Origin of the sequence: Klebsiella sp. 10982 (assembly GCF_048589245.1) — a bacterium.
GTDB classification, from domain to species: Bacteria; Pseudomonadota; Gammaproteobacteria; order Enterobacterales; family Enterobacteriaceae; genus Klebsiella; species Klebsiella quasivariicola.
This window is the reverse complement of record NZ_JBMAXV010000033.1, coordinates 1-20720: the sequence shown is the minus strand read 5'-3', so window position 1 is coordinate 20720 and position 20720 is coordinate 1. Positions and strand designations below refer to the sequence as shown.

Below are 20720 nucleotides of genomic sequence, written 5' to 3'. Positions count from 1 at the left end.
CGGGCACTGGCCGGCGGGGGGGGCCAGCTCGTTCCATTGAGCATCATGCGCCTATTTCAGTCGGGACATTGCGTTTTTCAAGACCGAATCCGCCTTGCTGTTCTCTGCCAGACTGCTTTCAAGCGCAGTACCGGACGCTTGTAGCGTGCGTCTGGCCTGTAGTGGTTTACAGATGCGCGCCAGAGTGCTCATGCAGTCGTGATAGCCCTGTTCAATCCATGAATCAATATGCATCGCCGTAAAGCCCAGCAGATCTTTTACACCACCCAGCGCCCCTTCGTTGCGGCGTAATGAACGCTGCGGTCGGATCTCTAATACCGTGGTATCAGGAAATGCCCGACGATCCCATAGAGAACCATCGCTTAAATGGGTGACGATCACCATGTTACAACCAGCCTCCACCAGTGGTGTAACCGGCGTATTCCCCTGCAAACTTGCCCAACCGCCCATACCGCCATCGCTATAACTGGTGTTGTTGACTTCACGGGGGTTGAACAGCAACGGCAAGGCCGCTGATGCCAGTAGCGCCTCTTTTTGCTGCTCCTGGGGTAAATTTTGCACATGGTAAAATTCGGAATCGCGCGTTGAGCCTAAGCCCAGCTCGGCAGCTATACAACGGAGAATATCCTGCAATCCGCCCTCCGTGGGATACAACGAGACGAAAAGGGGTAAGCCGCTGGCAAGGGCGTTCATGTCCAGATAGCGATCCATCAGGTTAATCAAGGGTTGATCCGAGAGCAAAGGCTGATTCTCAATTCCTTTCATGCCGGTTAACAGCGCAGCGCGATTGAGGATCGTACTGAGCATGCTTCCCGTCTTACTGAGTATCGGGGAGAGCCCCATTCCGATGCCAAACTGCAACAGCAGTGAAAAATAGGCTGATTTGTTGACCGACAAAACGGTGTCATTGCCCAGATGGGTCCAGATTTCCGCCATCCGTTCCGCCGCCTGCGAAAGCCCTGAAGAAGAGGCGATAATCGCGCCGTTCAGCGCGCCAATGCTGGCGCCGGAAACCATATGGACGTCGATTCCAGACTCCGCAAGCGCTTTGACGATCCCTACTTCATAGGCTCCAATCGCCCCACCGCCGGAAAGCGCCAGACCCACTGTCATCGTTTGGCTCATACGGCCTCCTGACTGAATATTTCCTCAACCATGCTGCCAGCAATGCGTTCTGCTGAACACAGACGCGGCATACGCAACGGTAAATTGTCCTGTATATGGGTCGTAGCCCAGATAACAGGATGAGCATCTTCAGTACACCAGTCAGCCATCCAGTTGAGTGTCTCAGGCCAGTCATTTTGCTTTGTTTGGCCTGCACGCCACGACAGCCAGCTGTGCGTGTCGTGGCGTACGCTCGCCAGGCTGTTGTGATCGGCGGCAAGCTGGGCTAAAGCTTTGTTTGTGAGAATGTCGATCATCTGCTTTGCCTGATACGTATCACCATGACGTATCACATCGCCGAATGCTCCCCAGCGTAATTCCTCAAGGGCGACATAACAGCGTCCGGCCAACGGCAGGGCTGAGTACCGTCCGGCGCTCCAGTTGGAAAATATCTGCTCAAGATGCAATTGGCCCCGCTGGAGCATATCGACGCGATGAAGCTGCTGCTCGAGGTGGTTCAGCTTTTGGCTCAGCTGCAGAGACAGTGCAGTCAGTTGCTCACGGGTGTCGGCAGAATAGTGGGCGAGCAGTGCGGTATCCGTGACCAGAGACGTCACTCTGTCATTCACCTGCGTCAAGGCATAGTTGGTGGTAGCCAACGAGGAGGTGAGTTCGGTGAGCCACGTCAGTGAGGCCTCAACGCCAACCGCAAGTGCACTATTAATCGCGTGCTGCCGGGCGGAAGACTGACCGCTAAGCCCTTCTTTCATCCGCGTGATAAAGCTGCGGTTTTTCTGCACCCGAAGGTGATCTTGCGTGAGATCGATACCGTTGGCGAAATCAACAATAAACTTTTCCGGTAGGCACGTCAGAATTTGGCATGGCTGATGATCGGGAAATGCTTCCTGAATTGGGTTCATCACAGCATCGGCTCCAGTTCTTCTTTCAACGCTTTGCTGTCGCGGATCATCTCCGGTGTGAGTTTATTCAGTTCGCGCAGGCGCAGCGTCAGTTGTTCCTGCGCATTCTGACTGTTTTTATGGTCCTCGGTGCTCTGGATAAGCGTATTACGCAACTGCTCCACTTTATTTTTAAAGGTCGCGAAGAATGACTCAATTTCGTTCAGAATAGGCTTGTTGATCCTCGCGTTGATGGCCTCGTTTAACTCGGCAAAATGCTCTTTGGTCTGTTTATTCACAGCCGTTTTAATCTTGCGAATATCCACCACGCTGCGAGTAACAGTGACGCTGTAATCTTCCCAGCCCCAGTCATCGGTGTTGAACCACTTACATACCGTTCCCCATGCCCCATCGGAACGGCGACGCCTGGTTTCACTGAAGGTTTTTTCCTCCAGTAAACTGGTCATGCGGGTTCTGATAGACAGGTTGGTTTGCAGCTGACTCACTTTAGGGAAGTGAATATTGACAGTAAAGCCATCGTCTTCCAGACGCGTGTTGATTTGATGGGCAATTCTTTCAACGGCCTGAAGCGCAGTGCCATGGAAGCTGTTTTCTATGCCTGCAACGATCTCGGTCAGCGTCGGTTTAATTTTTACTTCGGTCTCCGCCAGCAAACTGGTGACAGAATCTTCGATCTGCTGGACGAATTTTTCGGCGTCAAAACGCGAGTTAAATGTCATTTCCGGGTTTTGCGGATTGAAATCGCGCACTCGCGGCTGCGCCGTACCGGTCAGCGTCTTCACAAACATGCCAAGGAAATTGCGGCTCTGTAATTCCTGCGACGGATCGATCGCAAGTGCGTCTTTCTCCTGGCGCTTCCCATTTTTGAAGTATTCATCCAGTTTTTTGCTCAGCGTTGATTCGGCCTGTTCCAGCAACGCATCCGTTGCACGAGTGATGTCTTTCATGGCCCGTTGCACCTCGCCGTCGACATCTTTCTGGCAGGCGGCGATATTATCGATATCGCTAAGCAACCCGTTGATCTGATGTTGTAAGGTCTGAATACTGGTCAACAACCCCTGATGGCGCACCGAGAGATATTCATTAGCATTTTCCGCGTTCTGAACCAGCTTTGCTGCGGCAGAATCGACGGCCAGCGATGCTGCTTTAGCATGTGCGCCCTGGATAACTTCGGTAATGAGCTTATCAAACAATGAACGGCGCCAGATTTTATCGGCGTTTCTCCTGACATCATCCAGACTCGCGAGATCCTCTGCTTCCCAGGTTATGCCGAAGGCCAGTTTTGCAAAATCTTTCACCCACCCTTCCCGATCAGACAGCATCTCGGCCTGACTTATCTCGTTGCGGGCGCGGTTGGCCAGGTACGCGTGGCGAGCCGAGCCAGGGTACACTCGATCGCTATTCAGAACACCCTGCTCAAGCATTGCGGGCACGCTCTGTTTGACCGTCTCGGCGGTATCACTATTACAATCTTGCTGGTCGAATTTATTGACCAGGACAAACAAACGGCCGGCAGCCACATTCGCAATATCATTAAGTTCTGTGCGTACCTGACGATCGGCTACGGAATTTAACTGGGTGTAATCCAGCACGGCCAGAACCGCAGAAGCTTTTTGTAACTGATCGCGCATCATTGTCTGGAGATGGGGTTGCCCGGCTTCATTTGGCCCTGGGGTATCCAACAGGGTCAGTGTGCCCTGGCTATCATCCATCCCCGTCAGGTGGCTGAACTCGACTTCAATAACCGGCAGTTCATGCACCTCTTCATAGGCTTCAAACGGAAATTCTACATGCAGCTCAGTAGCCAGACGTACCAGGTCATTTAGCGAAGCCAGGCAGGTGAAAATTTCAGCTTCTCCTGCATAGTTATTTTTTAACCAGCTACCATCCATGACAATCCGCAGTAATTTCCCTTTCTCCGGATCCTTATCTAGTTCAAGTACAAGCTTTTTGCCTTCGTCGGTCGTTATCGTCTTCTTGAGGGCGATCAGCAGTTGCTGAACAGGTTCGATATTATTTAATTGCAGGTCCGGGATATGTTTGCCCGGTACATGACGAATGAGAGTCGGGATTGAGGTCATTGGGCGATTGCGGTTTGGCAGGATCTCTTTGCCCACAATTGCGTTGATGGTTGTTGATTTGCCGGCTTTCATGGTCCCTACGACGGCCAGCACCATCTCTTTACGGGTAATTTTGGTTTGTTCACCCTGTAATTCTTCAATTCTTTTTATGGCTTTGCTTTTATTAAAGAGTTGTTCGTCGTTGTTTAGTTTGTTTTCGAGAAGGACATTCGGCTCATCAATCATTTTCTGTAGTAAACTAATATTAAGCCGCAATAATCGTTCTGCTTCATCACACAGTAACGTGATATTATTCTCGTGCATTATTATTCCTTATATATGCATTTGCTGAGACCACTTGAATGAGTCCTGATATTGGTCCTGTCGCTTTAATAAACCAACCGATAACCGGCTGTTTTTGAAGCTATATTCATAGCTGCATTAACTGCCTTGTTCCATTGCTGGACAAAGCCTTTCACCGGCATATGCGTACCGTAAGCCACGGGTGAAAAAATGATTTGCAGAGGCAAAATAAAATACTGGTAACAAGAGGTTGAGACCTCTGCCCAAATCAATGATTTTCAGCTCACCATAAGTTCATCATCCACCCTGGAGAACAAAACAGCCTCAGGCATGCAAATTGAACGTCCTGTTCTCTTTCAGATCGAGGTTATCATACTTGCTCTTTATTATTAATTAGGTGTTGTATTTAATTTGGGAGCAAGGTAAATCCGCGCCTGACACAGGCGGTGGGACAAGTGCTGATCGCTGTTTGGTCTTAGCAGTGGCTCAATACGATCAACCTTTCATGAAAAAACCATGAGCAACCTGCTTCCAGAAACGATTTATGGTGGTTATTGTTCGTCGCGATCGCAGCCAGCGGTCAAGGTGCACTACGCCCTGAAAAGGATGAGGTCCAGTTTTTTAGCTTTAAAAAAATGCGATAATATCTCATTTAGAAAGTAGACCGGCAGGAGAAAAACTTTGATAGCAGTAATAAAGGACCTATTCAGTATCCCGGTGGTATCTGCAGTAGTTCTTGCTATTATCGGAGCGATGACAAAAAAGTATATTCAGTTTCATCGCAGAGACTTTTTTTCACGCTCACCCTCAGAGCAGATAAAAGCAATCGAATGGCTCAGGACCGCTTCTGTACCAACGTCCGATCCGTTAGCTAAGGCGGAACAACAGTTTCGTCTACAGTCGTTCGGACTGCATAGAGACCGTGATTTATCTTACAAAATCATATGTTTCTACTCTGAGCATGCGCAGTCATTGATTCCATCTTTGAAGGCAGTCTTGCGTTATCAGGGCATGTACACAATTGCTGACGGGAATATATACCCTCATAAATTCCATAAGTGGTTAATACCTTTTGTATTAATATGGTTGCTAGTATTTATTGGCGCTGAGATATACAGAGGTTCTTCACAGAGCGATGGCATAGAGATTTTAAAGTCTCTGTTCGTCTTTGTTGTGGCTTTTATAATATGGTGTTGGGTCGCGGCTTGTGCTTTGAAAGTATCAAGTATCAGTAAAAAGCTCAATGCCTATATCCCTCCCGCAAATGATTTTAAATCTAGTGCATACGATTTCAGTTCAATACTCAATAATAGATATCCGTAGCCAGACTGATGTAATTCCCAGTAATACTTATATCTGACAGTTAGCATCATCCGCTTCTCGCACAGAGCGAACGAACGCCAGTCTGAGCGAGAAGCGGATACCGGGTTTACCGGTTTCGGTATAACTTAACGGGCAGTTTTCGATACTATGCCAGACCCGCTAAACAACATGCGGATACCGAGGCCTATCATGACAACGCCTGTGAATCGTTCCTGCCACTTGATAACGCCTGGGTGTTTACCTAGCCAGTTTCCAAATGTTCCTGATGCCATCGCAACTGACCCCAGGGAAACAATTCCAGCCAGCTTTTGGATACTGCCCAGGACAAGTAATTGTAGCCAGACAGGACCGGCGGCAGGATCGACAAACTGAGGAAGAAAAGCAAACATGAACAGCAGGGATTTTGGGTTAGTCAGGCTGTTCAGAGCACCTTCCTTAACGGCATTCCAGTCAGAAATTTTTGCTGTTTTCCGCAGCCGCGTATCTGTGCCTGAAGTCGCAATCATTTTTACACCCAACCACATCAGATAAGCCGCACCGACCCACCTAAGCAGATCCAGCGCCACCGGCCAGGCATGAACAATGGTCACCAGCCCCAGGACAAGAAAAGAAACTTGCACAAAACCAGCTACAAATACATTACCCAGTACCGTAAGCAGGGCAATACGTCTTCCCTGTCCCACTCCTCTGGCAATGGTCAGCATCATGTCTGGCCCAGGAGAAATCTCCAGAAGCGTCAGTGCGAGAAGGAAAGTCATAAACGTTTCGATGGAAGGCATCCTGGTAGAGCCCGAAAACATATTTCCGCTACGTTACCTCCGTTCGATGCGGGCAAGAAGCGGACGTTGTACTTCAATCATCATCGATTTGAATGACAGCAAGGTAATGGCTAATCCAGGTGGCGTAAATGTGTCGCGATCCCCCAGCTTAGAACGGTACAGCTTCCATTAATCAGCTCGAAAACGGCGTAACTCGCATTGGGTTGTGCATAGCGGTGAAAATCATCCACAGATCCACTTTTTAACGTCGCAAGCACGCCCTGAATGACCTGCCCATGAGACACAATACATATTGTTCGATGATGATGTTTTTTTTCCAGACTGGATAAAAAATGTATCATTCGCTGCGAAGCATCTGAGAGAGACTCACCCCCTGGCGGACAATACTCTGCATCCAGGGTGAATAATGCTTCTGCGGCGTCCGGATTATTTTGCAGCAGCGCTACGGTTGTCATGCCTTCAAACTGACCAAAAGCCTGTTCTTTCAGAGCCGGTTCAGCTATCAGTGAACAATAAAAACGCTCAGCCAGGCGCTGTCCCATTTGCCAGGCCCGGCCAAGTGGAGACGCGTAAACACATTCTACCCGGTAATCACTCTCTGCAAACGCTGCCAATAAAGCTGATGTTTGACGCTCCCCACGAAGCGTCAATGCGCTATCACTGTGTCCCTGAATAATACCTTTTACATTCCATTCTGTTTCCGCGTGTCGAACCAGTATCACTTGCATCATTGCAGGGTCACATAAGCCGTTATTTGAAATGTTATCATCTAAAAACCCCCCCTTTGATATGCAGGCAAGTTCTCAGCTCTCGACGAAAAACAGAACAAGTGTAGCTGATAATGGTTATGTTCAGCTTCAGAAGTGACGCAGTTATCGACGTTAACGTCTGCTCTGGCACAGAGCGAACGCTTCCCCTTGTCGACGCGAAAAGCAACTCTGCCCATGCCTCTATCTCAGTAATACCTGTATCAGTTGCACGACGATATACACTGCCGCTACCACCTGTATGACCCGGAACCCCCATCTCAGATAGCGCCATTGATAACGTTCTCTGGCATCAGCTGCTTCAATGGCGGGCTCGGAACGTTTTCTTTTCCTGGTCCTGAATGTATCGAATCCCCACAGGACGAGAAGAAAGATGATGATAATTTTTTCAACGATAAGATGGTTCACAAAGAGAGACTCCAGTCTTCTCACGGTTACAGGCAGAATAGATAAACCGCCTTGAGGTAGCCACCACTAAATGTAGGGGGACCTGAAAACGCAAGCCAGGCATTCCGGGATTGTCTGTCTTATGACTGCGTTAACGCAAAGCAACGCCATAAAAAGCGACATTCATTTCCGACACATGCTGCCGCAGTCCCCTTCCCCGAAGCATCAGGCTGGATGATAAAACGACGGCGGCTGCCCGGTTACGCGGCGAAACATGGTGGCGAAAGAGGACGCATTGTCGTATCCAAGGGATAATGCCACGTCATTCACCGGTTTACCCGCTATCAACCATGCCAGGGCGCTCACCACGCAGGCTCGCTGACGCCAGGCGGAAAATGACAGGCCCAGCTGCTTCAGGAAATGGCGGCGAAAGGTGCTCTCGCTCATAAACAGCCCCCTGGCCCAGCGCGCGGCAGGATCATGAATAGAAGGATTAAGCAAAAAAGCCTGACAAAGCGCCAGCAGCGCCGGATGCTGCGGCAACGGAATATCAAATTCGCGGACCGGCATGGCGGCCAGCTCCAGCAACATCAACTGGATCAGCATGCGATCGCGTGGGCTGTCGTACAACGGCGGTAAATCCACAGCCTCAAGCAGTAGCTGGCGCAACAGCGGCGAGACGCTGATCACTTCGCAACGACGGTGTTTAATCAACGTGGCCACGCCATCTGGCTCTATATATAAGCTACGCGTGGTCACCCCCGCAAATCTGACGGCGTGCACGGTTTCAGGGGGGATCCAGACCGCGTGTTGCGGCGGAACCACCCATTCTCCGTCCTGCGTAGTGACATGCATCAGTCCGGTCGCGCCATACAGCAGCTGTGCACGACGATGCTGGTGCGGTGGCAGTATATACCCTTGCGCATAGTCATTGCCTAACGCCACCACTTCGCGATCGAGCCGATCGACCTCGTCAATTTTTACGTTGCGCACACCTGCCCCCCTCTGACCGATTTACAAAGGTAATTGAGCGCTACGCAAATGGGAAGCCGTACGCGACCGGTATAAGCTGCTCGCTCATTTTCAGGGCGGGGATATTCTCTTGAATGATATCGTTATTATTGCGCTGGCAGGCTTTACGACCGGCATTACCACGGTACTGTTCGGCTTCGGGGGCGGCTTTGTGGTGGTCCCCTTTGTCTATCACCTGATGCTCCGTCAGCCGGAACTCACGGGCAACGCCATGCATGTCGCAGTGGCCACCTCAACGGCGGTGATGATATTTAACGCCGGCTGGGTCAGCTATCGAAACTGGCGGGCGGGCAAGCTTGCCGTACAGACGTTGTTTCCGTTGTTGTGGTTTATTGCTATCGGGGCGGTGGTGGGTTCCTGTCTGGCGGGGATATTGAGCGAGAAGATCGTTCGCGCGCTGTTTATTCTCTATATGCTGGCCACCATCAGCGATTGTTTGTTGCGCAAAGGTTTCTTCAGGGGCAGCGCTCGGCGTCGGCTGTCCCTGCCAGTGGTCACCGGCGGCGGTATGGTTATCGGTATGATTGCCGCATTGCTGGGCGTGGGTGGCAGCGTCATGACGGTGCCCCTGCTACGGCGACACGGGTATGAGATGCAGGAGTGCGTTAGCGCTTCCAACCCACTTTCTCTGCCTGTGGCGCTATGCGGGGCTGTGACCTATGCCATCATTGGCTGGCACAGCATTCCGCTGGGCGGGTTTATTGGGTTTATCAGCCTGAAAATTTTAGGCCTGCTCGTCCTGACCGGCTGGGCCGGGATAGTGTTTAGCCGCCGGGCTATCCCTGCGGTACCTGATGTATGGTATGCACGCATCTATGTGCTGCTCTTGTGCCTGGTGCTCCTCGCCATGCTCATCCAGTAATCACGATACATCGCGGTGAACCGGTGAGAGAGACCTGACCGGACGGTACCCTCTCCCTGCGGAGAGGACCATGATAAAGGGCAGCAAGCTACCCGCGATACGGATGAACATCGCGCCAGTGGTCGGCGATCTGCTGCCGGGTGCAGACCCACACCTTGTCGTGCTGCTGGATATAGTCAAGAAAACGCTGCAGCGCGCGGAAACGCCCCGGGCGCCCCAGCAGCCGGCAGTGCATCCCCACGGACATCATCTTCGGCGCGGTTTCTCCCTCGGCGTACAGCACGTCAAAGCTGTCTTTCAGATAGGTATAAAACTGTTCCGCGGTGTTGAACCCCTGGGCGGTGGCAAAGCGCATGTCGTTGGCGTCGAGGGTATAAGGCACGATCAGGTGCGGTCGCTGGCTGCCGTCGCTGCAGGCCACTTCGCTCCAGAAAGGTAAATCATCGCCGTAATAATCGCTGTCGTAGTCAAAGCCGCCGTGCTCCACCACCAGCTGGCGGGTGTTGGGGCTGTCGCGGCCGGTATACCAGCCGGTGGGCGTTTTGCCGAACAGGTCGGTTAACACCTGAACCGCTTTTTGCAGATGCGCGCGCTCCTCGGCAATATCCATGTGCTGATAGTGGATCCAGCGCCAGCCGTGGCTGACCACATCGTAATCCGCGGCCTTGATCGCCGCCACAATCTCCGGATGCCGCGCCAGCGCCATCGCCACCCCGAAAACGGTCAGCGGCAGCCCGCGCTGGCTGAACTCGCGATGGATGCGCCAGAACCCTGCCCGGCTGCCGTACTCATAGAGTGAATCCATCGACATATGGCGCGCCGGGTAGCTGGCGGCGCCGATAATATCGGACAGGAACTGTTCCGACCCCGCATCGCCATGCAGGACGTGATTCTCGGCGCCTTCCTCATAGTTGAGGACGAACTGTACCGCGATCCGCGCCCCGCCCGGCCAGCGCGCGTGCGGTGGCTGCCCTGCATAACCTCGCAGATCGCGAGGATAGTGTTCCTGGTTCTCTCCCATCTCCTGCCCCTTTTAAAATGGATTTAACGACTGAAACTGTCCGCTTAACGCTTTTTTCTCCGGAAACGCTAAGTCTCCGTGCTTGCTGGTCGCCAGCCCCAGCGCGACCAGCGATTCCACCATCTTCACCGCCGCGCTGACGCCATCGATCACCGGCACCCGCAGCTCGCGGGTCAGCTCCTGCGCCAGAGTCGCCATCCCGCCGCAGCCAAGGACAATCGCCCCGCTGCCGTCCTCTTTCAGCGCGCGAATGCAGCGCTCACGCACTTTCTCCTGCGCCAGGCCGCTGCCGTCTTCCAGCGCCAGCACCGGCAAATCAATGGCGTGCAGCGCCGCGCAGTGTTGATGAAATCCGTACTGGTGCAGCAAATGACGGGCGATGATCAGCGTGCGCGGCAGCGTAGTCACAATGGAGAAACGGGTGGCGACCAGCGTCGCCATATGCATCGCCGCTTCCGCAATGCCGATCACCGGCCCCTGGGCCAGCTCCCGCGCCGCCAGCAGCCCCGGGTCGCCGAAGCAGGCGATCACATGCCCATCCACCCCCTGCTCGCGTCCGGCCTTAATCTGCTCCAGCACGCCGACCGCCGCGATGGCTTCGTCAAAGTGGCCCTCAATTGACGGCACCCCAGCGCGGGGACAGACCGCAAGGATCTCGGTACCCGGCGCGGCGACCGCACGCGCGGCGGCGCTTATCGTTTCGGTCATTGCCAGGCTGGTGTTGGGGTTGATCACTTGTATACATATGGCAGACATCACGGCTCCTGGTGGCCGGCGAACAGCCGGGAAAAATCGGGCAGGCTGACGCCATCGCGCTCGAAGCACAGACTGGCGACAATATGATCAAAATGGTGCATCAGCGCCTCGCTGAGCGGCTGCAGGGCTTTATCCCGTAGCAAACCCACCAGCTGCTGGTGATCGTCGCAACGGCAGCCCTGTCGCCAGGGGGCGCCCCAGGCGGCAATCACTAAAGAGGAGCGCTGGCTGAGGCGGGTCACCATCTCGGTGAGCACCGGGTTGCCGGAGATAGCCTGCAGCTGAATATGAAAGTCAGCGGAGTGGCGGATCGCCGCCGGGCCGTCGTGCGCCTCATGGGCCTGCTGTTCACGCTGAATAATGTTCTCCAGCGCCGCCAGATGCGGCGGCTGGCAGCGCGCGATCACATCCGGCAGATTAGCGACCTCAAGCAGCGCCCGGGTACGAAAGATCGCCTGGGACTCTTCCACGCTCGGGCTGGTGACGTGTGCACCACGTTTGGGCGTTAAGGTGACCAGTTGCACAGCGGCGAGTCGTTGCAGCACCTTTCTGATGCCGGTGCGACTCACGGCGAACACCTCCGCCAGCGCCTCTTCCGGCAGTTTGCTGCCCGGCGGCAACTGATGTTCGACGATGGCCGTCATCAGCGCCTGGTAAATGCTTTCGTCCTTGTCCTGCAGCGCTGGCGCGGCCTGGAGACGATGTTCATTATTCATTAACCCACTCCGGTTTCACTTATCGATAGCAGATCGTATACATAAAATTTATTTTTTGTATACAAGATTCATCATTCTGGCCTGGATCCTGCAATAGCCTCAGCAATCCATTTCAAAGGGTTTTCATTCAGAGGAGCAGGTTTCATGCCACATTCATCCCACACGCAGCAGAAGAAGACTCACGAGGCGGCCGCCAGCTACAGTCCGCGGCTATGTAATGAGGATCTGGCGCCCACCCGCGACCAGAACTGGAGCTGGTACAATATTTTTTCATTCTGGATGTCGGACGTGCACAGCATGGGCGGCTACGTCGTAGCGGCGAGCTTCTTTACGCTTGGCCTGGCCAGCTGGCAGGTTTTGCTCTGCCTGCTGGTGGGCATTTGCATTGTACAGCTGTGCGCTAACCTGGTGGCGAAGCCGAGCCAGATGGCCGGGGTGCCCTACGCGGTCATCTGCCGTCAGGCGTTTGGTGTCTTCGGCGCCAATATCCCGGCGGTGATCCGCGGGCTGATTGCGTTTGCCTGGTACGGTATTCAGACCTATCTGGCGGCTAACGCCCTGATGCTGGTTCTGCTCAAGTTCTGGCCCTCTCTTGCCTCGCTGACCAGCAGCAGCTTTCTCGGGCTGTCGACGCTCGGCTGGCTGTGCTTCGCCACCATGTGGCTGCTGCAGGCGATGGTGTTCTGGCACGGCATGAACGCCATCAAACGCTTTATCGATATCGCCGGTCCGGCGGTTTATGTGGTGATGCTGGCGCTGGCCGGCTGGATTGTATACAAGACCGGTCTGGACGGGATCTCCTTTACCCTCGCCAGCAAATCCCTGAGCGCCGGCGAGCAGACCTGGCAGATGATCACCGCCACAGCGCTGGTGGTTTCCTACTTCTCCGGGCCGCTGCTTAACTTCGGTGACTTTTCCCGCTACGGCAAAAACATGGGCGAGATCCGCCGCGGTAACCGCTGGGGTCTGCCGTTTAACTTCCTGCTGTTCTCGGTGGTGACCGTGGTGATTGTCTCCGGCACCCAGTCGCTGTTCGGCAAAATGATCACTGACCCGATCGAAACCGTCAGCCGCGTGGGTAACGATCTGGCGGTGGCCATAGGCCTGCTGACCATGATCACCGCCACCATCGGCATCAATATTGTGGCTAACTTCGTCTCGCCGGCCTTCGATTTTTCCAACTGCGCGCCGCAGAAAATCAGCTTCCGTACCGGCGGGATGATTGCCGCGGTGGGCTCGATACTCCTGACGCCGTGGAACCTGTTTAACTCGCCGGAGCTGATCCACTATACCCTCGACGTACTGGGCGCCTTTATTGGTCCGCTGTTTGGCATTTTGATCGCCGACTTCTACCTGATCAAACGCGGCCGGGTGTCGGTGGACGATCTGTTTGACGATACGCCAAAGGGTAAATACTGGTACCGCAACGGCTTTAACCCTAAAGCCATTGCCGCCCTGCTGCCGTCAGTGGGCCTGGGGCTGATCATCAGCTTTATTCCGTCCCTGCATGAAGTGGCGAACTTTAGCTGGTTTATCGGGGTGTTCCTTGGCGCGACGACCTACCGCTGGCTGGCCCGCGATGAGCGTGAAGTACTGGCTACCCCGGCCTTCCGCGCCGGCGCCGTGGCGCAAAAAGAGTAAACTTCCCCTTCTGCCGCGGCGTCTGGCCGCGGCAATCTGGCACCAATCTTGCTGTTTATCACTATTCCCAGAGCGTTAAGAGAAGGCAGGTTCGATGATGGATTACCAGACCGCGGTGCGCGGTGCATTTTTTGATATCGCCGGCGTGGCGGAGACCCCGGATGAGGTGGCCGCCCAGGCCCGCTATCTCGACGATGGCCTGTTGTTCCTGCAGGACGGGAAAATTATCGCGCTGCTGCCATGGCAGGAGGGAGAAGCCTTTCTGCATCCGCTGAAGGGCTATGTCGACCAGCGAGGCAAGCTGCTGCTGCCGGGGTTTGTCGATGCCCACATTCACTATCCGCAGACGGAGATGATCGGCGCCTTTGGCGAACAGCTGCTGGAGTGGCTCACCACCTACACCTTCCCGGTGGAGAGCCAGTTTGCCGATGCAGATTACGCCGAGGAGATAGCGCAGTTTTTTGTTAACCAGCTGATAAGCCATGGCACCACCACCGCGCTGGTGTTTTGTACCCTGCACCCGGCCTCGGTGGAGGCGCTGTTCAGCGAGGCGCTGCGCCTGAATATGCGCCTGATCGCCGGGAAAGTGATGATGGATCGCCATGTGCCGGATTATCTGTGCGAAACCGCCGGGGAGAGCTACGAGCAGACCCGGGAGTTGATCCGTCGCTGGCATCAGCGCGGCAGGCTGGGCTATGCCATCACCCCGCGTTTTGCCCCTACCTCGACACCAGCGTTGCTGGAGGCGGTGCAGCGTCTGCGCTCTGAGTTTCCCGATACCTGGCTCCATACACATCTCAGTGAAAACCGGGAGGAGATCGCCTGGGTCAACCAGCTATGGCCAGAGCATAAGCACTATCTGGATGTCTATCATCACTATCAGCTCACCGGCGAACGCAGCGTGTTTGCTCATGGGATCCATCTCGATGATGCCGAGTGGCAGTGCCTGCATGACACCGGCTCCGCCGTCGCCTTCTGTCCGACCTCGAATCTGTTTCTCGGCAGCGGACTGTTTCGCCTGCCCACCTGCTGGCAGCACCAGGTGCGGATGGGCATTGGCAGCGACGTTGGCGCTGGCACCACCTTCAGCATGCTGCGGACGCTGGGCGAGGCCTACAAAGTAGGACAACTGCAAAGCTATCGCCTGCGCGCCAGCGAGGCCTTCTATCACGCCACCCTTGGCGGGGCGCGCGCCCTGCGGCTGGAGGAGAAAATTGGCAATTTTCAGCCGGGCAAAGAGGCGGATTTTGTGGTGATTGACCCGGCGGTCACTCCGCTACAGCGCCTGCGCATGGGCCGCTGCCATGACATTTATGAGCAGCTGTTCGTGCTGATGACCCTGGGAGATGAACGCAATATCAGCGAGACGTGGGTGAATGGCGAGCGGGTGTGGTGTCAGGATTGACCCTCACCCTGGCCCTCTCCCAAAGGGAGAGGGAACCATCCGGCACCAGAATTTGGGTCATCAAAAACTCATTGCCAGGCCAACGCCGTAGCCTGTGGTGTTATTGCCGAACATGTAGCGCGCCACCAGCCGGGTGCGGGTGATAAAGACCGGGTATTTACTGCTGTCCAGCTCGAGGCCAATTCCCAGCGAGGTCAAACCGGTAAAGCCCAGCGCCCCTCGCTGATCGCCGAGAAATTCGGTATGCGCCCCCTCCAGCACATAACGCAGCGGGTTACCCAGCAGCGTCCAGTCGGCTATTGGCGCGCGGCGGCGCAGATACAGGCCAAGATTCTCCGCGCTGGCCTCCCCCTGCACCACCTCGGCGCTGCTGTTGAAGCTTTGCAGATGCATATAGGAGTAACGCAGTTCGGCATCAATATCCTGGGTGGCGGAGAAGCGTTCGTAATCCAGCATCAGTGCCCCGCCCAGCCCCCAGGCGTTGAACCGACCGCCGTCGAGAAATTGCAGATCGGCGCTGGTTTTTCGCTCAATTGCCCAGCTGCCAATACGCGCATCGCTGGCCAGGGTACCGAGCATCACATTGACGAGCGGCCGCAGCACCAGGTTGCCTCCGAGGCTGTCCCGGTGCAGCGAAAAATCCCAACCGACGCCGCCGGTGGTGGTCAGACTGTTCCATTTGGTCGGCACATTCCGCGTCTGCTCGCCATTGCTGACCACAAAGCGCGGGTCGTAACGGCTGTAACCCATCGTACCTTCAAGGTACAGAGGAAACGACTCGCTGAGGGTTGCCCCGCCGCCAAACTGGGTGATGGCCAGATTATGTTTGTTGTTGCTGCCGGAACCAATGTTGAGATCGCTGGCGGTCACGTCAGGGACGACGGTATAGCTCATCAGAGTCAATACGGCATCGGCACGCTGTTTGATGGCGTGGCCGTTCGCCGCCAGCGTCGCTGGCGCGGAAAGCGAAAGTACCGACAGGAGAACGAAAAGACGCACCATATGTCGTTTGCCACCTCAGCGACAGGCTAACAATATTGCCACCTAAATCAGCAGGCTGGCGTTCACTCAGTATAGTCGGTGAGTCAGCCTGCGCGTCCGGCGGGGAGAAAAAGCATCGGGCTGGTCAGGCCGCGCCTCCGCGGCTATGCAGCAGTTCCACATTTTCAAACGGCAGGCGCGAGACCCGGTTGCGCCCACCATTTTTGGCCACATACAGCGCTTTATCGACGCGGGAAAACAGCTGATCGACAGCTTCACCCTCATGATGTTCAGCCACGCCGATGCTGACGGTCACCGACAGGGTCTGGTACTCGCTAACCGCCTGGCGGATCCCCTCCGCCAGTATCAGCGCGCGGGCGATCGGCGAATGGGGTAAAAAGAGCAGAAACTCCTCCCCGCCCCAGCGATAAATTTTATCTTCGCGGTCGACCGATGTTTCCAGAATGCGGGAGATAACCAGTAAGACTTCATCCCCTTTTTGATGCCCGTGAATATCATTAATGCTCTTGAAATGATCGATATCGATCAACAGCAGACAAAATCCCCGCGCAATAAATGTGGGCGCCTCGACCAGGCGATAAAATTCGCGGCGATTAAGTAACCCGGTTAGGGGATCGTGGGCGGCCGAGAATTCCAGCTCTTTTTTCAGATGCACTTCTTCGGTGATATCGTGAATGATGCATAACATCAGACGAATATTATACAGCACCACCGGCCCGGCATAGGTCTGGACATGGCGCAGTGAGCCGTCCGCCAGAATATGAGTAAAATTAAGCGGCTTATGCCCGCCGGGCATATTGGCAATATTATTCATAATGGGGATCACGTCCCGGCCAAGGGTATTAATTTGCCAGGTATGTTTGTTGCGCATTTCCTCATCGGAATAATGATAAAAACGCAGCGCCGCAATATTAGCATCCACAATCCGGCCATCTTTATGTGGGTCGATTAACAGCATCGGCGCGGTGTTGGTCATAAAAAATCGGGCAAAAAAGCCATTATTGCGCCGCTGGTAGCGGCGAGAGCCGGTATGAATAGACTGATTTTGCGCGAGAAGCTTCACCGCCTCAAACAGCAGCAAGCAACCGCAGTCCTCGGTATTAATCAGGGTGGTTTTGCAATATACCGACTGCAATCCATTGGCGGTGGGTAGCGTCCAGACTTCAAATATCTCGGTCATGGTGTCGAGATAGCGAAGATAATGCTGCAGCTGTGTTTCCGGGCAGGTGGAATAGATACCGTTACGCATCTCATTGAGCGACATCTCGCCGCTCAAGGTCCGGGAAGCCTGATTGGCATAGACCACGCTTTCATTAAAAGGATGGACTACCCATATCGGGGTACTTAATACATCAAAAACAGCCAGCTCTTTGAATAACATACAGGCCCCAAACCGACCAATCCCACGCCGGAACAACACATTTCCGGTGCTCCCCCTGACGCTGGCATAAAGTGAAAACAAAACGAAATCGAATAACCTTCATTACGCGCGTGCGCGGCAAGTATAGTCGGTTATACGCCCAGCGGAGACCCGTGAGGGTGACTTTGCACACGCTTTAGCCACCCGGGTACGATAATTCCTTTATTATTAATTTTATTTCAACAGCATAGCTGCAATGCCAGAACTGGTAGTCGCTTTTGATCACAGACTGTGATCCCGTCATATTGCAGGCTGGCTGCGCATGCGTTTTATCGCTGCCGCAGTGGCTGCCCTTTTGCAGGCAGAACAATCGTGATAGTTTCTATCATACCTCTCATTCTCAATGGCCATCACGGTGAAAAAAACTGCCAGCAAAATCACCCTTGCCGACATCGCTCGTGAAGCCAATGTCGGTATTGCCACCGTCGACCGGGTGCTCAACAAGCGCGCGGCGGTGAAGGAATCCACAGCATACCGCGTGCGGGAAGCCGCCCAACGGCTGGGGTTCACCCTCGAGCAGCCCCACTATCGTCTGGCTGCCGGCAAAGCACCGGTCACCATCAGAATGGGTTTTATTCTGCTGCAGGAGAGCCACTCCTTCTATCTGCCGCTGGCCCGGGCACTGACACGGGAAGCCTCGCCGTGGCTGCCCGCGGACCATACCCCGGTGATACTGCATTTTGCCATTGATGCGGTGGAAGCGATGGCCCAGGCTATTCACCGGCTCAGCGACGAGGTGGAAGTATTAGGCCTGGTGGCGCTGGATCATCCGCTGATTCGCCACGCCGTGGCCCGGGCCGCCGCCCGCGGCGTTCGCGTGTTCACCCTGCTTTCGGATCTGGCAGTCCCCCAGCGCAGCGGGTATATCGGCCTCGATAATCAAAAAGCCGGGCGCACCGCCGCCTGGTTTATCGAGCGCTTATGCCGCGGGGATGGCGAAATTGGCATTATCATTGGCGATAATCGTTTTAGCTGTCAGGAAAGCTGTGAGATCAGCTTCCGTTCCTGCCTGCGAGAACAAGGCATGGGGCAGCAGATCCTTGAGCCGGTTCGCAGCCATGAACGGGCGGATATCGCCAGGACCGTGACAGAACAGATGCTGAGTCAATACCCGACCCTGCAGGCGATCTACGCCCCCTGCGGCGGCGTCGAAGGCATCGTCGACGCGCTGCGCGACAGCGACCGTCAGCAGGAAGTCACCCTCGTCTGTCACGGCCCGCTCAGCGACAGTGAGCTGGCTCTGATCGACGGCACCATTGATATCATTCTCAACCACCGGCTGGATGGGTTTGCCGCGGCTACGCTACACGCGATGACCGAGGCCGTTGCGCGTCCGCGCAGTGAAGTGATTTCTCTGCCTCAGCCTTTCGATATCATCACCAAAGAAAATATGTGAATCCCCGCCCCGTGGCCGAGGGGGCCTGTTGGCGTCCGGGCCACGCGCCTGCTTGTTTTGATAAAAAACTATCAAAAAAGCCATCAAACAAAACCATGACGATTATCATAAAATCAACATTCCATCGTTGTTGATAATGAAATTTTCATTCAATACTCAGCGGCATCCCTTGTGAGAAAAAGGAAGCCGACATGACACATCCTATCGCCAATGCCCCCTGCAGCTGGGGCGTCGATGACCCGAAAAACCCTGACCTGCCCGCCTGGCGCACCGTGCTGAAGGAGGCGGCGCAGGCCGGCTATCGCAGCATTGAACTGGGCCCGTGGGGCTATCTCCCCACCGATCCGGCCAGCCTGCGCGCGGCCCTGGAGCAGCATCAGTTGTCGCTGGTCGCCGGGACGATCTTTGACGATCTGGTGAGCGAGGCTCATTTCCCCACGCTGGTGGCGCTGACCCATCAAATCTGCCGTAACCTGTCGCAGGCTCCCTCCGCCGAACCGATCCCGGGCCGCCCTTTCCAGCCGCCGTATCTGGTGATTATCGATTTCGGCAACCCTGAGCGGGCACGTTTCGCCGGGCGCGGCGCGCTGGCTCCGCGCCTCGATGATAGCGACTGGCAGCGCATGATGAAGCACATTACCGCCCTCAGTACTCTGGCGTGGCAGGAGTACGGTGTGCGCGCGGTTATCCATCCGCACGCGGGGGGCAGCATTGAATTCGCGGATGAGATCGAGCGGCTGGCCAACGATATCCCGCACGACGTCGCCGGCTTGTGTCTGGACACCGGGCATCTCTATTACGCCGGGATGGATCCGCTCAACTGGCTGGATCGCTATTACGACCGCCTGGACTATCTGCACTTTAAGGATGTCGACCCGCAGGTTTATCAGCGCGCTCTCCATGAGGGCATCGACTTCTTCACTGCCTGTGCCGAAGGGGTAATGTGCCCGCTCGGCAGCGGCGCCATTGATTACCCGGTCATTAAAGACTTTCTTGCCCACCGGGGCTATCAGGGCTGGATAACCATTGAACAAGAGCGTGACCCGCGCCATGCCGCAGGCAGTCTGCAGGCGGTCACGGAGAGCCTGCGCTATCTGCGCGGCGTTGGATTCTGACAGGAGACACGAGATGATTAACGGTTTAAAACCTCTCGACCGCACCCTGCGCTGGGGCATGGTAGGCGGCGGCGGCAGCAGCCAGATCGGCTATATTCACCGCTCAGCGGCCCTGCGTGACAACACATTTGCGCTGCTGGCTGGCGCGTTTGATATTGATGCCGAGCGCGGACGCCAGTTTGGCCAACAGTTGGGGGTGGATCCCGACCGCTGTTACGCCGACTACCAGAGCCTGTTCCGCGGCGAAGCCGCCCGGCCTGACGGCATTCAGGCATTGTCGATTGCCACCCCGAACAATACCCATTATGCCATTTGCCGGGCAGCGCTGGAGGCTGGCCTGCACGTGGTGTGCGAAAAGCCGCTGTGCTTTAGTAGCGAAGAGGCAGACGAGCTGGTGGCCCTCAGCCAGCGGCAGCACAAGATCATCGGTGTGACCTACGGCTATGCCGGCCACCAGCTGATCCTGCAGGCCCGGCAGATGATCGCCGACGGGCTGCTGGGGGATATTCGCATCGTCAATATGCAGTTTGCCCACGGTTTTCACGCCCAGCCGGTGGAGCTGGAAAACGCCAGCACCCGCTGGCGGGTCGATCCCCGCTTCGTCGGCCCCAGCTATGTGCTGGGCGACCTGGCTACCCACCCGCTGTTTTTGGTCGAAACCATGGCTCCGCAGCTGAACATTACCCGGCTGATGTGCGCCAGACAAAGCTT

At 55.2% G+C, this 20720-nt stretch carries 18 protein-coding genes and 1 pseudogene; 7 read left to right on the top strand and 12 right to left on the bottom strand.

Features of this window, described 5'->3' with window-relative positions; translation table 11 throughout:
* Positions 1-51: 51 nt before the first annotated feature.
* Genes ACKLKD_RS20910 through ACKLKD_RS20900 form a run of 3 tightly spaced genes read right to left on the bottom strand, consistent with a single transcriptional unit; the run spans position 52 to position 4408 of the window.
* Positions 52-1125: a patatin-like phospholipase family protein gene (locus tag ACKLKD_RS20910; protein ID WP_080897803.1), complete on the bottom strand. Its 1074-nt coding sequence runs from the start codon at positions 1123-1125 to the stop codon at positions 52-54.
* The gene (locus ACKLKD_RS20905) at positions 1122-2027 is read right to left on the bottom strand and encodes a diguanylate cyclase regulator RdcB family protein (protein ID WP_370511764.1); all 906 of its coding nucleotides are present in this window, start codon (positions 2025-2027) and stop codon (positions 1122-1124) included. Before ACKLKD_RS20905 ends, ACKLKD_RS20910 begins: the two co-directional genes overlap by 4 nt.
* On the bottom strand, positions 2024-4408 hold the full coding sequence (locus ACKLKD_RS20900; RefSeq protein ID WP_087805775.1) for a dynamin family protein: 2385 nt from the start codon (positions 4406-4408) through the stop codon (positions 2024-2026). Before ACKLKD_RS20900 ends, ACKLKD_RS20905 begins: the two co-directional genes overlap by 4 nt.
* Before the next feature lie 660 nt (positions 4409-5068).
* Between ACKLKD_RS20900 and ACKLKD_RS20895 the strand changes: the two genes are divergently transcribed.
* A complete protein-coding gene (locus ACKLKD_RS20895) occupies positions 5069-5710 on the top strand; it encodes a hypothetical protein (RefSeq protein WP_080897800.1) in 642 nt (213 codons plus the stop codon).
* 125 nt (positions 5711-5835) lie between these two features.
* Here ACKLKD_RS20895 and ACKLKD_RS20890 read toward each other — a convergent pair whose 3' ends face one another.
* From ACKLKD_RS20890 to ACKLKD_RS20875, 4 genes are all read right to left on the bottom strand, one after another.
* Complete coding sequence (locus tag ACKLKD_RS20890; RefSeq protein ID WP_080897824.1) at positions 5836-6489, bottom strand: LysE family translocator; 654 nt, start codon at positions 6487-6489, stop codon at positions 5836-5838.
* 110 nt (positions 6490-6599) lie between these two features.
* Positions 6600-7220 carry a histidine phosphatase family protein gene (locus ACKLKD_RS20885; protein ID WP_071993263.1) on the bottom strand — a complete coding sequence of 207 codons (621 nt, stop codon included), beginning with the start codon at positions 7218-7220 and terminating at the stop codon, positions 6600-6602.
* A 219-nt stretch (positions 7221-7439) separates the two neighbouring features.
* Positions 7440-7664: a hypothetical protein gene (locus ACKLKD_RS20880; protein WP_080897823.1), complete on the bottom strand. Its 225-nt coding sequence runs from the start codon at positions 7662-7664 to the stop codon at positions 7440-7442.
* Between the two features lie 204 nt (positions 7665-7868).
* Positions 7869-8636, bottom strand: coding sequence for an AraC family transcriptional regulator (locus ACKLKD_RS20875; protein WP_080924066.1), 768 nt, complete (start codon positions 8634-8636; stop codon positions 7869-7871).
* A gap of 109 nt (positions 8637-8745) precedes the next feature.
* Between ACKLKD_RS20875 and ACKLKD_RS20870 the strand changes: the two genes are divergently transcribed.
* Positions 8746-9537 carry a sulfite exporter TauE/SafE family protein gene (locus ACKLKD_RS20870; protein ID WP_080924067.1) on the top strand — a complete coding sequence of 264 codons (792 nt, stop codon included), beginning with the start codon at positions 8746-8748 and terminating at the stop codon, positions 9535-9537.
* 88 nt (positions 9538-9625) lie between these two features.
* Here the strand turns inward: ACKLKD_RS20870 and puuE are convergent, their stop codons facing one another.
* The 3 genes and pseudogenes from puuE to ACKLKD_RS20855 all read right to left on the bottom strand — a co-directional run bounded on the left by puuE (position 9626) and on the right by ACKLKD_RS20855 (position 12030).
* Entirely contained in the window at positions 9626-10558 is a 933-nt protein-coding gene (puuE, locus tag ACKLKD_RS20865; RefSeq protein WP_080924068.1) for an allantoinase PuuE, read from the bottom strand.
* A pseudogene (hpxA, locus tag ACKLKD_RS20860) lies at positions 10443-11314 on the bottom strand (allantoin racemase). The gene puuE and the pseudogene hpxA overlap by 116 nt, the downstream one beginning before the upstream one ends.
* Complete coding sequence (locus ACKLKD_RS20855; protein WP_025712424.1) at positions 11314-12030, bottom strand: GntR family transcriptional regulator; 717 nt, start codon at positions 12028-12030, stop codon at positions 11314-11316. The pseudogene hpxA and the gene ACKLKD_RS20855 overlap by 1 nt, the downstream one beginning before the upstream one ends.
* Before the next feature lie 144 nt (positions 12031-12174).
* Here ACKLKD_RS20855 and ACKLKD_RS20850 point away from each other — a divergent pair, with 144 nt between their 5' ends.
* Entirely contained in the window at positions 12175-13671 is a 1497-nt protein-coding gene (locus tag ACKLKD_RS20850) for an NCS1 family nucleobase:cation symporter-1 (protein ID WP_087805773.1), read from the top strand.
* A 94-nt stretch (positions 13672-13765) separates the two neighbouring features.
* Positions 13766-15076 carry a guanine deaminase gene (gene guaD / locus ACKLKD_RS20845; RefSeq protein WP_087805771.1) on the top strand — a complete coding sequence of 437 codons (1311 nt, stop codon included), beginning with the start codon at positions 13766-13768 and terminating at the stop codon, positions 15074-15076.
* A gap of 60 nt (positions 15077-15136) precedes the next feature.
* Here guaD and ACKLKD_RS20840 read toward each other — a convergent pair whose 3' ends face one another.
* Together ACKLKD_RS20840 and ACKLKD_RS20835 are read right to left on the bottom strand one after the other, a co-directional pair.
* On the bottom strand, positions 15137-16078 hold the full coding sequence (locus ACKLKD_RS20840; RefSeq protein ID WP_087805769.1) for a hypothetical protein: 942 nt from the start codon (positions 16076-16078) through the stop codon (positions 15137-15139).
* Positions 16079-16202: 124 nt separating this feature from the next.
* The gene (locus ACKLKD_RS20835; protein WP_087805767.1) at positions 16203-17459 is read right to left on the bottom strand and encodes a sensor domain-containing diguanylate cyclase; all 1257 of its coding nucleotides are present in this window, start codon (positions 17457-17459) and stop codon (positions 16203-16205) included.
* Positions 17460-17853: 394 nt separating this feature from the next.
* Between ACKLKD_RS20835 and ACKLKD_RS20830 the strand changes: the two genes are divergently transcribed.
* The 3 genes from ACKLKD_RS20830 to ACKLKD_RS20820 form a co-directional block, all read left to right on the top strand.
* Positions 17854-18894: a LacI family DNA-binding transcriptional regulator gene (locus ACKLKD_RS20830; RefSeq protein ID WP_087805783.1), complete on the top strand. Its 1041-nt coding sequence runs from the start codon at positions 17854-17856 to the stop codon at positions 18892-18894.
* Positions 18895-19085: 191 nt separating this feature from the next.
* A complete protein-coding gene (locus ACKLKD_RS20825) occupies positions 19086-20009 on the top strand; it encodes a TIM barrel protein (RefSeq protein ID WP_087805765.1) in 924 nt (307 codons plus the stop codon).
* 13 nt (positions 20010-20022) lie between these two features.
* Positions 20023-20720 (top strand): Gfo/Idh/MocA family protein (locus ACKLKD_RS20820; protein ID WP_420061985.1); only part of this gene is annotated, 698 nt, incomplete at its 3' end.

Excerpts from the sequence above, each read along its gene's own strand:
- ACKLKD_RS20910 (WP_080897803.1), bottom strand. The coding sequence starts at position 1,125 with ATGAGCCAAACGATGACAGTGGGTCTGGCGCTTTCCGGCGGTGGGGCG.
- ACKLKD_RS20900 (WP_087805775.1), bottom strand. The coding sequence starts at position 4,408 with ATGCACGAGAATAATATCACGTTACTGTGTGATGAAGCAGAACGATTA.
- ACKLKD_RS20890 (WP_080897824.1), bottom strand. The coding sequence starts at position 6,489 with ATGCCTTCCATCGAAACGTTTATGACTTTCCTTCTCGCACTGACGCTT.
- ACKLKD_RS20885 (WP_071993263.1), bottom strand. The coding sequence starts at position 7,220 with ATGATGCAAGTGATACTGGTTCGACACGCGGAAACAGAATGGAATGTA.
- puuE (WP_080924068.1), bottom strand. The coding sequence starts at position 10,558 with ATGGGAGAGAACCAGGAACACTATCCTCGCGATCTGCGAGGTTATGCA.
- ACKLKD_RS20855 (WP_025712424.1), bottom strand. The coding sequence starts at position 12,030 with ATGAATAATGAACATCGTCTCCAGGCCGCGCCAGCGCTGCAGGACAAG.
- ACKLKD_RS20850 (WP_087805773.1), top strand. The coding sequence starts at position 12,175 with ATGCCACATTCATCCCACACGCAGCAGAAGAAGACTCACGAGGCGGCC.
- guaD (WP_087805771.1), top strand. The coding sequence starts at position 13,766 with ATGATGGATTACCAGACCGCGGTGCGCGGTGCATTTTTTGATATCGCC.
- ACKLKD_RS20840 (WP_087805769.1), bottom strand. The coding sequence starts at position 16,078 with ATGGTGCGTCTTTTCGTTCTCCTGTCGGTACTTTCGCTTTCCGCGCCA.
- ACKLKD_RS20835 (WP_087805767.1), bottom strand. The coding sequence starts at position 17,459 with ATGTTATTCAAAGAGCTGGCTGTTTTTGATGTATTAAGTACCCCGATA.
- ACKLKD_RS20825 (WP_087805765.1), top strand. The coding sequence starts at position 19,086 with ATGACACATCCTATCGCCAATGCCCCCTGCAGCTGGGGCGTCGATGAC.